The sequence below is a fragment of the Bifidobacterium parmae genome (assembly GCF_002860365.1).
In the GTDB taxonomy this organism is placed as follows: Bacteria; Actinomycetota; Actinomycetes; order Actinomycetales; family Bifidobacteriaceae; genus Bifidobacterium; species Bifidobacterium parmae.
In genome coordinates this window covers 1-13,388 of the sequence record NZ_NMWT01000013.1, presented here as the reverse complement: position 1 = coordinate 13,388, position 13,388 = coordinate 1, and the positions used below count along the sequence as shown (strand labels likewise).

9 protein-coding genes are annotated in these 13,388 nt (G+C 67.6%); 8 read left to right on the top strand and 1 reads right to left on the bottom strand.

Features of this window, described 5'->3' with window-relative positions; translation table 11 throughout:
* The first annotated feature begins 197 nt into the window (after window positions 1-197).
* Entirely contained in the window at window positions 198-1,421 is a 1,224-nt protein-coding gene (locus tag Uis4E_RS05535) for an MFS transporter (protein ID WP_101622220.1), read from the top strand.
* A 251-nt stretch (window positions 1,422-1,672) separates the two neighbouring features.
* Window positions 1,673-2,704, top strand: coding sequence for a LacI family DNA-binding transcriptional regulator (locus Uis4E_RS05530; RefSeq protein ID WP_101622219.1), 1,032 nt, complete (start codon window positions 1,673-1,675; stop codon window positions 2,702-2,704).
* A gap of 46 nt (window positions 2,705-2,750) precedes the next feature.
* Here Uis4E_RS05530 and Uis4E_RS05525 read toward each other — a convergent pair whose 3' ends face one another.
* Window positions 2,751-5,003, bottom strand: coding sequence for an alpha-galactosidase (locus Uis4E_RS05525; RefSeq protein ID WP_165784863.1), 2,253 nt, complete (start codon window positions 5,001-5,003; stop codon window positions 2,751-2,753).
* A 182-nt stretch (window positions 5,004-5,185) separates the two neighbouring features.
* Here Uis4E_RS05525 and Uis4E_RS05520 point away from each other — a divergent pair, with 182 nt between their 5' ends.
* From Uis4E_RS05520 to Uis4E_RS11680, 6 genes are all read left to right on the top strand, one after another.
* Window positions 5,186-6,250: a LacI family DNA-binding transcriptional regulator gene (locus tag Uis4E_RS05520; protein ID WP_101622217.1), complete on the top strand. Its 1,065-nt coding sequence runs from the start codon at window positions 5,186-5,188 to the stop codon at window positions 6,248-6,250.
* 332 nt (window positions 6,251-6,582) lie between these two features.
* Entirely contained in the window at window positions 6,583-8,580 is a 1,998-nt protein-coding gene (locus Uis4E_RS05515) for a glycoside hydrolase family 127 protein (protein ID WP_101622216.1), read from the top strand.
* Between the two features lie 105 nt (window positions 8,581-8,685).
* Window positions 8,686-10,107: an MFS transporter gene (locus Uis4E_RS05510; RefSeq protein WP_101622215.1), complete on the top strand. Its 1,422-nt coding sequence runs from the start codon at window positions 8,686-8,688 to the stop codon at window positions 10,105-10,107.
* Window positions 10,108-10,284: 177 nt separating this feature from the next.
* Entirely contained in the window at window positions 10,285-11,319 is a 1,035-nt protein-coding gene (locus Uis4E_RS05505) for a LacI family DNA-binding transcriptional regulator (protein WP_101622214.1), read from the top strand.
* The gene (locus Uis4E_RS05500) at window positions 11,316-12,398 is read left to right on the top strand and encodes a LacI family DNA-binding transcriptional regulator (protein ID WP_101622213.1); all 1,083 of its coding nucleotides are present in this window, start codon (window positions 11,316-11,318) and stop codon (window positions 12,396-12,398) included. Before Uis4E_RS05505 ends, Uis4E_RS05500 begins: the two co-directional genes overlap by 4 nt.
* Before the next feature lie 344 nt (window positions 12,399-12,742).
* Window positions 12,743-13,388, top strand: a 646-nt coding sequence (locus Uis4E_RS11680; protein ID WP_133125405.1) for a single-stranded DNA-binding protein, incomplete at its 3' end; no start/stop codon positions are given.

Sequence of the window (13,388 nt, the reverse complement as noted above, 5' to 3'; positions counted from 1 at the left end):
ACCACCCCCACCCGCTTCGCGGGAGCCCCCGCCGGCGGGGGCGGCGATGTGTTCGCCGACCGCGACCGGACTGCCGGACTGATCCGGCCCGCACTGGGCCGCCGGACCACCCCCAGTCGGCTTCGCCGACAGCCCCCGCCGGCGGGGGCGAAGACTGTAGTACAACCAACCCAACCAACAACAAGGACACCACAACCATGTCAACGAAAAAGAAGGACGTGAACAGCCTGGCGGTCATCCTGCCGATGCTGTCCGCCTCCCTGTTCCTCACCAGCTACAGCGTCGTCAACGGCGTCATCCCGCAGCTGGGCCGCGCGCTCAACGTCGACAACACGTCCGCCGAGCTGCTCTCGACCACGCCGTCGCTCACCGCGCTCGCCACGCTCCTCATCTCCCCGGCGCTCGCCCGCTTCTTCGGACTGAAGAAGGTCATCGGCGCCGGCCTGTTCCTCGTCGGCATCACCGCGTTCGTGCCGATGTTCGCCACCAACTTCGCCGTCGTCATGGCCGCCCGCGTGCTGTTCGGCATGGGTCTCGGCCTCTACAACTCGCTGGTCATCACGCTCATCCAGATGATGTACTCCGGCAACCGCCGCGCCACGCTGCTCGGCATCCGCGGCGCCACCGAGAACCTCGGCCAGGCCATCATGACCGCGCTCGTCTCCGTGTTCGTGCTCATCGCCGGCTGGCAGGGCGCCTTCATCGTCTACCTGTTCGCCTTCCCGGTGCTCATCTGGTTCTGGATCCAGGTCCCGGACGTGCACCTCGACAAGACCGGCTCCTCCGACATGGAGGACGAGGGCAACGTCAACACCTACCCGGACAAGACCAGCCCGATGCTCGGCGCGTTCTGCGTGTGCGCCGCCCTGTACATGGTGTTCTTCAACTCCATCAACGTGCGCTTCGCCGAGATCGCCCAGAAGATCCTCAACGACCCGCACCACGACTCCTCCGTGATCATCTCCATCGGCATCCTGTTCGCCGTCGTGGCCGGCTTCGTCTACGGCTTCCTGGAGAAGAAGTTCGGCGACAACACCTACTACGTGGGCATGGGCATCTACTTCCTCGGCTGCCTGCTCGTCTCCGTGGCCGGCAACAACTACGCCGTGCTCGTCGCCGGGTTCTTCCTGTTCAACTTCCCCGGCCCGATCCTCGGACCGTTCCTGTGCAACCGCATCCCGAAGTACGCGACCAAGAGCTCCCAGGCGTTCTGGTCCACGATGATCATCCTGTCGTTCCACGTGGGCGTGTTCGCCTCGCCGCTCGCCATGAAGGCCATCGCCACGATCACCGGCTCCACCGACCCGGCCGCCCCGTTCCCGTGGTTCACCGTCGGCTTTGCGATCATGATCGCCGCGGTCGCCGTCTGGCAGCTGACCCACAAGAAGCCCGCCGCCAAGGCCGCCGTCGCCACCGCGTGACGTCCGGCAGCGTGACGTCCGACCGTGCGGCATCCATGTGACGGCCGCATCCACCCCTTCATCCAGGGCGTTCCCCCAATCGCGGGGGAGCGCCCTTTCCCATTCGCAGAATCCGGTACGAGCCGCCCGCACGTCGGCCCCCACGTCACCCTCGCCAGCTCCCGCACGCGGATTTACACCGGTATAAATCGGTAGCGCGGGTCGCGTAGAATGGTCGCCCGTACCGAAGATCAGGAAGGAACACACACCCCATGCCCAGAGGCAAACGCGGCAACGCCCCATCCATCCGCGACGTCGCCGCCGTGGCGGGCGTCTCCGTGCCGACGATGTCACGGTACCTGAAGGATCCGGACCGTGTGAGCGAGAAGAAGCGCACGGCCATCGCCGCCGCCATCGAGAAGCTCAACTACCGGCCCAACCCGATCGCACGCGCCCTCGCGCTCGACATGAGCGAATCCATCGCCGTGATGACCGCCGACACCACGCTGTACGGCCGCACACAGACCATCGCCGGCGTCGAACGCATGGCGCAGGAGATCGGCTATTCGATCTCCATCTGCGTGCTCGACGCGCGCGGCGGCGAAAAACTGCTGTCCAGCGTGCGCGACTGCCTCGACCGCAGTCCCGCCGGCGTCGTCCTCATCGACTACGACCGGCTGACCGACAGCGTCGTCTCGCACATCCCCGCCTCCACGCCGATGACGATCGTCGGCGGCCCGCGCCACGAGGACCGCGCGCAGATCCACCTGTGCGAATACGACAGCGCCTACGCGATGACGCAACGATTGCTGGAACTCGGCCACAAGACCGTCCACTATGTGTCCGTCCCCGCGGACGTGGACGCGCGCGCCGACGGCTGGCGCATGGCGTTGAGCGACGCCCAGGTGCCTGCGCCCGCACCCGTCGCCACCACATGGAATCCGGAGGACGCGATCGCGATCGGCCGCGAACTCGGCGATGACGACGATGTCACCGCGATCTTCGCCGGCAACGACGAGGTGGCGATGGGACTCATGCGCGGCCTCGCGCTCGCCGGCCGCCGCGTGCCGGACGACGTGAGCGTCGCCGGATTCGACGACCACACGCTCGCGAAAGTATGGAACCCGCCGCTCACCACCGTGCGCCAACGGTTCGGCGACGCGGGCGCACGGGCGGTGGAACTGCTCAAACAGCAGATCGACGACGTGGTGAACGAACGACCGCGCGGCGAGGCGTGGACCACGTTCGACGAGCTCGCCGGTGAGCTCGTCGAACGTGAATCCACCGGACCCGCGCGGCGGTAGACGGCGCTGGACGCGGGGCGCTAAGCGGGGTTCCGGACGTGGGGCGCTAGGCGCGCGTCACGTCGATGAGCACCGCATGCTCCGGCGCGAGCTGCGGCGGACGCACGCCCCACTGCACGAGCGTCGCGCCGTCCACGACCACGCCCTCGTCGGTCCACCAGCCGAGCGTGGTGCGGCAGTTCGGGCTGAACTCGTCCGCATACAGGTCGACGCCGCCGAGCGGACGGATCCGGTAGCGGGCCGCCGGATCGAGTCCGGGAAGACGGATCAGACCATACGGATACTCCTCGGAGGAGGCGACCGCGGCGAACCGGAACACCGCGCGCGAACGGTCCGGCGCGACCAGGCCGTCGACGCGCACCGCCGGATCCGGCGCGTCCGCGTGGACGAGCGTCGCCTGCGGCAGGGCCGCGCGACGCTCCTTGTACAGTTCCACCCAACGCTTGAGTCGTGCGAGACCCGCGTCATCGAGCTTCATGATGTTCCATTCGATGCCGAGATGGCCGAAGAACGCCATCGCCGCGCGCGTGGTGAGCGACGTGGCGCGACGGGTCGCATGGTTCGGGGATTCCGAGATGTGCTCGCCGATCATCTCCGGCGGCACGATGAGCGACGTGCCGCGCTGGATGTCCGCGCGCTCCACCGGATCCGTGCAATCCGACGCCCACACGCGCGAGCAGCGTTCCAGCACGCCCGCGTCGATGCGGCCGCCGCCCGACGAGCAGGATTCGATCTCCAATCCCGGATGACGGGCGCGCAGCCGGTCCACGATGCCGTAGAACGCCTCCGTCTGCGCATGCACGGCCGGACGGCCCGACGTGGGGGAGAGCGGCTCGGTGAGGAACCGGTTGTGGTCCCACTTGATGTAGTCGATATGGTATTCGGAGACGAGCGTGTCGATCGCCGCCTCCACGTAGCGTGCGGCCGCCGGATTCGTCAGATCGATGACCTGCTGCGCGCGCGACGCCATCGGCAGACGCGTCGCCGTGGGCCTGAGCATCCAATCCGGGTGGGCGCGCGCCACATCCGAATCCGGGCTGACCATCTCCGGCTCGAACCACAGGCCGAACTCCATGCCCAGATCATGCACGTGATGCGCCACCGTGCCCAGACCCTCCGGCCACAGCGTCGCATCCACCTGCCAGTCGCCGAGCGCCTTCGTGTCGTCGCGGCGCCCCTTGAACCAGCCGTCGTCGATCACGAAGCGCTCCACACCCACCTCGGCCGCATGGTCGGCCAGCGCGATCACCTTGCCCTCGCTCTGCGCGAAGTACATCGCCTCCCACGTGTTGAGCATCACCGGACGCGGCTTCGCGAGTTCCGGATGCCGCGCGCGCAGATACGCGTGGAAGCGCGAGGCGACGTCGTTGAGACCGTCGCCGAGCGCGACCAGCAGCCGCGGCGCATGATACGTCTCGCCCGGCTTGAGCGCGATCTCGCCCGCATATGTGAGTTCGCCGCCGCCGATCACGCCATGCGTGTACGGCGTGCGCTCCACGAACGTCACGCTGTTGCCGCTGAACGCGACATGCGCCGACACGACCAGACCATGTTCGAACCCGAAGCCGCGCTCGCCGGCGGTGAGCAGCGTCGTCGCGTTGAAGTTCGGGCGGCCCATGCGCGACTCCTTCGCGAACACGCCTTCGGTGAGCTTCTGGCGCTGCAGCGCGCGTTCGCGCAGATGATGCCCGGTGCAGGATTCGACCTCGCTCACCTGCGGCGGCAGCGGGACGACCGGGGCGAGACGGTTGACGACGAGCGTCGCGTCGGCGGTGTGGCCGGTGCGGTCGTCGGTCGCGTCGGCGTCGTTGGTGATCGCGGTGTCGACGTGGACGAGACCCTCCGGGCCGATCGCCAGCGTGCCGGTCAGCGTGAGCCGCGCCTCGGCGTCCTCGGCGGTGAACGTGAACGAGTCCGCCGTATGCGCGGTGCGCGTGACGGCGAACGCGGGGAACAGCTCCACGCCGCCGCGTGACAGCTGGATGGCGGGCGTGCCGGTCCAACCCTCCGACTGCGTGGGCAGGATGGTCGGCGCCTCGCCGAGGGCGAGTCCCGCGTCGAGCGTCTGCGGGAACTGCGGGTCGGCGGCGAGCGGCGTCTCGGCCGCGGTGCCTGTCGCCGCGGCCGAGACGGAGACCGTCGGCGCCGCGGCGCGCGTGATCGCGACGATGTGGGGGAGCCGACGTTCCTCCAATCCGATCGTCATGCGCACCGGCGTCGTGGCCGGAGCCGCGTGCGCCCCCGTATGGTCGTCGCCTGCCGACGGCGGCTGGCTGATGGTGATGGTGGTCATCTGCATGGTGGTACCTCGTTGTCGTGGATCGTTGTCAGGGATGGATCGTCGATGACGTGTGACGGCACTCATCATAGCGCGTGGAATCGATACCACAAAATCGAAACAGGTGTTTTGATATGGCGATTTTGTAGGGATGGTATCGGTACCATATGTGATGTGAGCGAAGGACGGTCGTATACTGGCGGATGATGGAACGTAAGCAGGGAAAACGCGCGCCCGTCATCAAGGACGTCGCCGCGCTCGCCGAAGTGTCGGTGTCGACCGTGTCGCGCTATCTCAACGATTCGCCGAAGATCAGCGACGACGCCCGCGCGCGCATCGCCCACGCCATCGCCTTGCTCGGCTACCGTCCCAGCCGCGTCGCGCGCGGACTCGTCACCTCGGCGATGAAGTCGATCGCCGTGCTGTCGAGCAACACCACGCTGTACGGTTCCGCGATGACGATCCAGGGCGTCGAGGACGAGGCCCGCGCCCACGGCTATCCGGTCACCATCGCCAAACTGAACGGCGGTTCGACGGAGGCGCTGCGCGCGTCGGTCGACATGGTCATGGACTTCAATCCGGGCGGCGTGGTCGTGCTCAACTACGACGCGGCCGCGCACGAGGCGCTCGGCATGCTGCCGGACGCGGTCGCGAAGGTCGCGATCGCCGGCGACCGCGTGGAGGGCGTCGCGCGGCTCGACCAGATCGACCTGTGCGAGAACCGCGCCGGCCGCGAGCTCACCGCATACCTGCTGGGACTCGGGCATACGACCGTCGCGCACGTGACGATCCCCGGCGGCGGAGGCGGCTACAGCCGCACCGCCGGCTGGGAGGACGCGCTGCGCGCCGCCGGACGGCCGATCCCCGACGTGCTGCATTGCACGTGGGATCCGAAGGACGCCCGCGCCATCGGGCGGAAACTCGCGCACGACGACGCCGCGCGCGGCGGCGAACACGGCGGTGACGCGCGCCGCACGACCGCCGTGTTCGCCGGCAACGACGAGATCGCGATGGGCGTCATCCGCGGACTTGAGGACGAAGGCGTGCGCGTGCCGGAGGATGTGAGCGTCGTCGGCTTCGACGACCATCCGCTCGCCGACGTATGGTCGCCGGCGATCACCACCTGCCGTCAGGACTTCGCCGCCGCCGGCCGCCGCGCCGCCGCGCTGCTCATCGAACGCGTCGGGGCGCCCGACCTGCCGCCGCGTTTCGTCGAACTGCCCGGCGAACTCGTCGTCCGCGACTCCGCCGCCGCGCCACGCGCGTAGGTTCTTCTTTTCGTACGACGTCGACCCGCGACGGGGCGTGTCGCGCATGATTCCGCGCAATCGGTGACCGCTTACACCGGTGTCGCGCCGCGCATCGCAGCGAAAAATTTCGCAACCGCGAAAACCGGAGAAAAAGTTTTTCGCTACTCCGTACACTGCATAGCGAAGCCGTTCGGAGGAACACGAAATCGATTGCGCAGCGGCATGTCCCTCCCGCGAGCGACGCCGCCGGCGCAATGACGACGGAGCGAGCACGACGGCCAAGAACTTCACGACATCGACATTCGACGGGCACGGGCGACCGGGTCCATCACATGCGGAAAGGACGAGGCATGAGCCAGAAAGTCACGGTGACGTCGCCATTCTGGAAGCGATACCGCGAGAACGTCGCCAAGGAGGTGATCCCCTACCAGTGGGCGGTCATCAACGACGAGCAGAAGATCGACATCCCGCGCGACCCGTCGGGCGCCCAGCAGGACATCGACTACCACTACAGCCGCGCCGTGCGCAACCTGCGCATCGCCGCCGGCGAGGAGGAAGGCGAGTTCAAGGGCTTCGTCTTCCAGGACTCCGACGTCTACAAGTGGCTTGAGGAGGCCGCCTACTCGCTCTCCTACGAGCCGGACGAGCAGCTCAAGGAGCTGTGCGACAAGCTCGTCGACCTCATCGCCCGCGCCCAGCGCGAGGACGGCTACCTCGACACCCCGTACATCATCAAGTCCGGCGCCTTCGCGAACCGCGAGCGCTTCACCCAGATCCAGCAGTCCCACGAGATGTACGTGATGGGCCACTACATCGAGGCCGCCGTCGCGTACTACGAAGTCACCGGCAACCGGCAGGCGCTGGAAGTCGCCGAGAAGATGGCCGCCTGCCTCGACGCCAACTTCGGCGAGGAGGACGGCAAGATCCCCGGCGCCGACGGCCACCCGGAGATCGAGCTCGCGCTCGCCCGCCTCTACGAGGTCACCAAGGAGGAGAAGTACCTCAAGCTCGCGCAGTTCTTCATCGACGTGCGCGGCAAGGATCCGAGCTTCTACGACAAGCAGAACGAGAAGATCGGCGACGGCTCCACCGACATCTTCCCGCAGATGCGCGGCTGGACGCACGAGTACACGCAGACCGCCCGCCCGATCCGCCAGCAGAAGACAGCCGAAGGCCACGCCGTGCGCGTCGGCTACATGCTCACCGGCGTCGCCCACGTGGCGCGCCTGACCGGCGACAAGGAGCTGGAGGAGACCGCCAAGCGCCTGTGGAAGAACATCGTCACCCGCCGCATGTACATCACCGGCGGCGTCGGCTCCACCCACGTCGGCGAGGCCTACACCTACGACTACGACCTGCCGAACGACACCATGTACGGCGAGACCTGCGCCTCCGTGGCCATGAGCTTCCTCGCCAGGCAGATGCTCGAGATCGAGACGAAGGGCGAATACGCCGACGTGCTCGAAAAGGAGCTGTTCAACGGCTCCATCGCCGGCATCGCGCTCGACGGCAAGCATTTCTACTACGTGAACGCGCTCGAGGCCGACCCGACCGCCACCGACCACAACCCGGACCGCTACCACGTGCTCATGCACCGCGCCGAATGGTTCGGCTGCGCCTGCTGCCCGGCCAACATCGCCCGCCTCATCGCCTCCGTGGACCGCTACCTGTACACGGTGCACGAGGACAAGCGCGAGATCGTCGCCCACCAGTTCATCGCGAACGACGCCGAGTTCTTCGACGGCGTGAAGGTCTCCCAGAAGTCCAACTTCCCGTGGGACGGCCACATCGAGTTCACCGTGGACGTGCCGGAAGGCGTCGACCCGGTCAGGTTCCTCGTGCGCATCCCGTCCTGGTCCGCGTACAAGCACGAGATGACCGTCAACGGCGAGGATGCCCGCCGTCTGCCCGTCGAAGACGGCTTCGTGACCGTCGAGGTGACCCCGGGCACCACGACGATCACGCTCGACCTCGACATGGCCGTCAAGTTCATGCGCTCCAAGACCGTCGTGCGCCACGACATCGGCAAGATCGCCGTCATGCGCGGTCCGATCGTCTACTGCGCGGAGGAGGCCGACAACTCGGCACCGCTGTGGAACTACCACATCGGCAGCCACGACGCCGCCAAGGCGAAGGCCGAATACCACTTCGGCGAGCTGGACGGCGTGGAGGTCATCACCGTGCCCGCCACCAAGCGCACGCACGACGACATGGAGTTCCCGCTCTACGCGGACGTCGAGGAGCATCCGGTCGGGGAGAAGTCCTACGACCTGAAGCTCATCCCGTACTACGCGTGGGCGAACCGCCAGGTCGGCCAGATGCAGGTCTGGTTCGACTCGGACTTCTGATCCCGCCCCAGCCCCCTGACGAGGGGGCCGAGAGAAAACGCGGGCTCCCCACGGGGGAGCCCGGCAATGAGATTTTTCCAAACAATCAACGAAGAAGGAAAAGCAATGAGTGCTGCAACTCAGGACGCTTCCGCAGTGAAGCTGTCGGTCAAGGAGAAGATCGCCTACTCCTTCACCGATATGGCAGGCAACCTGCTGTACGTGACGATTTCCTCGTACATCATGTACTTCTACACCAACGTGTTCCACATCCCGGCCGCCGGCGCGCTCGGCGCGGGCACGATCCTCCTGGTCGCCCGCTTCGCCGACGCCATCTCCGCCGTCGTGTGGGGCTCCATCGTCGACCACACCAACACCAAGTGGGGCCAGTCCCGCCCGTGGTTCCTGTGGCTGTGCATCCCGTTCGCCGTCACCGTGTGGATCGCCTTCACCGCCCCGTCCGTGCCGGACGGCGCCCCGAAGTTCTGGTACGCGCTGATCACCTACATTCTGGCCGCCGGCGCCGTGTACACCGGCATCCAGACCCCGATCACCGCCATCCTGCCGAACCTCACCTCCGATCCCGAGGAGCGCATGAACGCCAACAGCTTCCGCATGTGCGGCGGCTCCATCGGCTCCTTCATCACCTCCTCCTTCACCATCCCGCTGGTCGGCTTCTTCGGCACCCTCGTGGGCGGCGGCGACAAGACCGGCTTCATGATCGTCACCGCGATCTGGGGTCTCATCGCCATCGCGCTGCTCCTGTTCTCCTTCAAGAACCTCAACGAGCGCAACTACCATCCGGAACTCAACAAGCCGATCCCGATGAAGGACTCCCTCAAGGCCGCCAAGGGCAACTGGCCGTGGATCATCCTCGTCGTCGCCTTCGTCATCTACTGGGTCGCCCAGTCCACCCGTAACGGCGTGTCCACCTATTACGCGCAGTACATCCTCGACAACCGCAACCTGACCTCCCTGTTCAACGGCGTCCAGGTGCTCGGCATCCTCGCGACCATCGCCATGCCGATCATCGCGAACAAGACCAAGAGCAAGACCCTGACCATGATCATCGGCCTCGTCACCGGCATGATCGGCCAGGCCCTGATGCCGCTCGCCGGCGACTCCGTCGCCCTCGCCGTCATCTTCTGGACCATCGGCGTCTTCGGCGCCGCCATCGCCTGCGGCATGCCGTTCGGCATGCTCGCCGACACCGTCGACTACGGCGAGTGGAAGACCGGCATCCACGCGGCCGGCTTCCTGACCGCCGTCGGCTCCGCCTTCTGCATCCAGGTCGGCTCCGGCTTCGGCGCCTTCCTCCCGCTCGAGATCATGGGCGCCGCCGGCTTCGACGCCAGCCTGAAGACCCAGCCGCAGTCCGCGCTCGACGCGATCAGCTTCTGCTTCATCTGGCTGCCGGTGATCGTCTACATCATCGTCGCCGTGATCATGCTCTTCTACCGCAAGTTCGAGAAGATGGAGCCGCAGATCAAGGCCGAGCTGGCCGAGCGCCACGAGGCCCAGCTGAAGGCCGAGCAGGCCAACGCCTGATCCGGTCCGCCCCCTACTTCCCATCTCCTTCCTTCCGGCCGTGCCCCGGCGTGCGGATTCCCGCGGATCCACGCACCGGGGCACGGCCCGTTATCCATCGGCTACGATGGATGCACGACGAGCCGCGCGACCATCACCGGGCCGCCGCCGTCGACCACCGCAGAAAGGACGCCACCCATGGGCAAGGACGCACGCACCGCGGCACGTCTGGAGGACGTGGCCGCAGCGGCAGGCGTATCGATCTCCACCGCCTCCAAGGCGTTGCACAACAAGCCGCGCATCAGCGAAGCCACCCGCAAACGCGTGTTCGAAGCGGCGCAACGGCTCGAATACTCGCCGAACAAGCAGGCGCAGTCGCTCGCCGGCGGCCGCACCAGCAGCGTCGGCGTGCTCACCTACGACCTCACCTCGCACTGCACCGGCCCGGTGCTCGTCGGCATCGAACAGGAGATGAGCTCACGCGGCATCAGCGTGCTGCTCGCCAACGCGCAATCCGACGCCGCGCAGGAACCCGGACACGTCGAACAGCTCATCTCGATGAACGTCGACGGACTCATCGTCATCCACAACGAAACCAACCCGCATCCCACGCTCGGACGCGACTGGGGCATCCCCATCGTCTACGCGTACGGACCGTCCACCGACGTGACCGACTGCTCCGTCACCTGCGACAACCTCGAAGCGGGACGCATCGCCGTCAACCATCTCATCGACTGCGGCCGCCGCCACATCGCCGTGATCGCCGGCGACAAACGCTTCATCGCCTCCGGCGACCGTCTCAAAGGCACGTTGGAGGCGCTCGCCGAATTCGGCATGGAACCGGCCGGCGAAGTCCGGTACGGCACGTGGGAGGAGCCGTGGGGACGCGAATCCGTGCGCCGTCTCATCGACGACGAACACGTGACGTTCGACGCGGTCATCTGCCAGAACGATCCGCTCGCCCGCGGCGCCATCGAGGAGCTCGAACGTCGCGGCATCCGCGTGCCCGACGACGTGGCCGTCATCGGGCACGACAACCGTCCGATCGTCACCCAATCCACCGTGCCGACGATCACCAGCATCGACAACAGCGGCGAGGCGGTCGGCAGGTGCGCGGCGCGCTACCTACTCGACGCCGTCGACGGCAAGGAGCGCCACGGCGTCGACTACGTGCCGTGCCGCCTCGTGCGCCGCGGCTCCACGCGCCTGCTCGAGGACGCCGTCATCGAATGAGAGGGAACGACCGGCGCAAGGTGACGCTCGCCGACGTGGCGCGGGAGGCGAACGTGTCGGTGTCCGCCGCGTCGAAGGCGCTGCGGCACACCGACCGCATCTCCGCGTCGACGCAACGCGCCGTGGCCGCGGCGGCCGCGCGGCTCGGCTACATGAGCCCCACCGACCGGGCGAAAGCCGGGACGCGCCGCGGCAGACGCGACCGATCCGGACTCGTCGGCCTCATCACCTCCGACTACAACGGACGATTCTCGCTGCCGCTGCTCACCGGCGCGGAGACCACGCTCGGCGCCTCCAACCACGCGGCCCTGCTCATGAGCTCGCACGGACAGCCGTCGCTGGAACGCAGCCACATCGACAGGCTCGCCGCCTACGGCGTCGACGGGCTGATCGTCGTCGGCGACACGACCAACCCGCGCCGCCCGCTCGACGCGCGCACCACGATGGGACTGCCCGTCGTCTACACATACGATCCGTCGACCGACCCGCATGACTGCAGCATCATCTGCGACAACGTGGGCGCCGGCGCGCAGGCCATCGAATACCTGCTGAGCATCGGACGGCGCTACATCGCGATCATCGCCGGATCCGAGGATTTCCAAGCGGCGCGCGACCGCGCGAAAGGCGCGCAACGCACGTTCACGCTCTACGACTTCCAACCCGTCGACGTGCTGTTCGACACGTGGGGCGAGGAATGGGGCGAACGCGCGGCGCGGCTGCTCGTCGAACGACACCCGTACCTGGACGCGGTCTACTGCCTGAGCGACGAGATAGCGCGCGGCGCGGTGCGCGGGCTCACCGCCATCGGCAAGGACGTGCCGCGCGACGTGGCCGTCATCGGACACGACAACTGGTTCGTGTTCGCCGCGAACGTGCATCCGACGCTCACCACGTTCGACAACAACATCGCGATGATCGGCAAGATGGCCGCGAAATACCTGCTCGACGCGATCAACGGGCACCCGCATCACGGCGTGTTCAGCGTCGAATGCCCGATGGTCGTGCGCGAATCCACCGAGCTGGGACGGCGCACGCCGCTGGAGGGCAGCGGAAGGATGTACGAGCGGCAGAGCGCGTGAGGGGCGGCGCGTGGGGTGTGCTGGGGGCCGCGCGTGGCGTGAACGGCGGCGCATGGGATCGTCAACGTCCTTGGCATGACGGTGGATAACCCGCTTCCATCCACACGTCATCCACAACACGCCCGGAGACGGGGGCTCTTTCCACATCACCCGTTCGCGATGGCGGCGCAGGCGCGCGATGACGCACGCTGGAGGAGCCGAGGGAATCGGCGTGATCGGGACGGCGAATCCCGGTCGGATCGTTTCCCCGGTCCATAACCGAACAGCCATCACACGACCATTGCGGGCGCACGCCCGCGGACAGCAACGGCGCCGGCGAGGAAGCCGGCCGGAAAGGACCTCACATGGGCATCCAACAAGCGCTGGTGACCGTCACCGGCAATCTCGGGGCGGACCCCGTCCCCTTCACCACGGGCGCGGGAGTCCCCGCATGCTCGTTCCGACTCGGCGTCACGCCGCGGTTCTACGACCAGAACGCCGGGCAATGGCGCGACCGAGGCACCTCGTGGGTGGGCGTGTGCGCCTACCGGTCGCTCGCGAAGAACATCCTCGGGTCGCTCAGCAAAGGCGATCCGGCGATCGTCTCCGGTACGCTGCGCGTCGAACGTTGGCAGAAGGACGGCGCCGACCGCAGTTCGCCCGTCATCGACGCGTCGGCCGTCGGCCCGGACCTGAGCCAGGGCATCGCGCGGATCAGCAAACTCAACCGCGGCCAGCCCGGGGCGGATGCGCCGGCGAACGGCGGTGGCGCCGGTGGCGTGAATGTCGCGGGCGGTGCCGGCGTGCCCGGCGCCGGCGGCATGGCGCCTCCCGCGAACGGCGGCGTGCCGGCGAACGGCGTCGCGGATCCGATGAACCCCGCGATTCCGCCGAACCGCGCCGGCATGGGCACCGCCGTGGGTGGCGCCGTCGCGGGCGTGACCATCGACACGAGTGGCGTCGGCGGCGATGGCGGCGGGACCGCCGGGGGTGCCGCTGGGGCCACCGGGG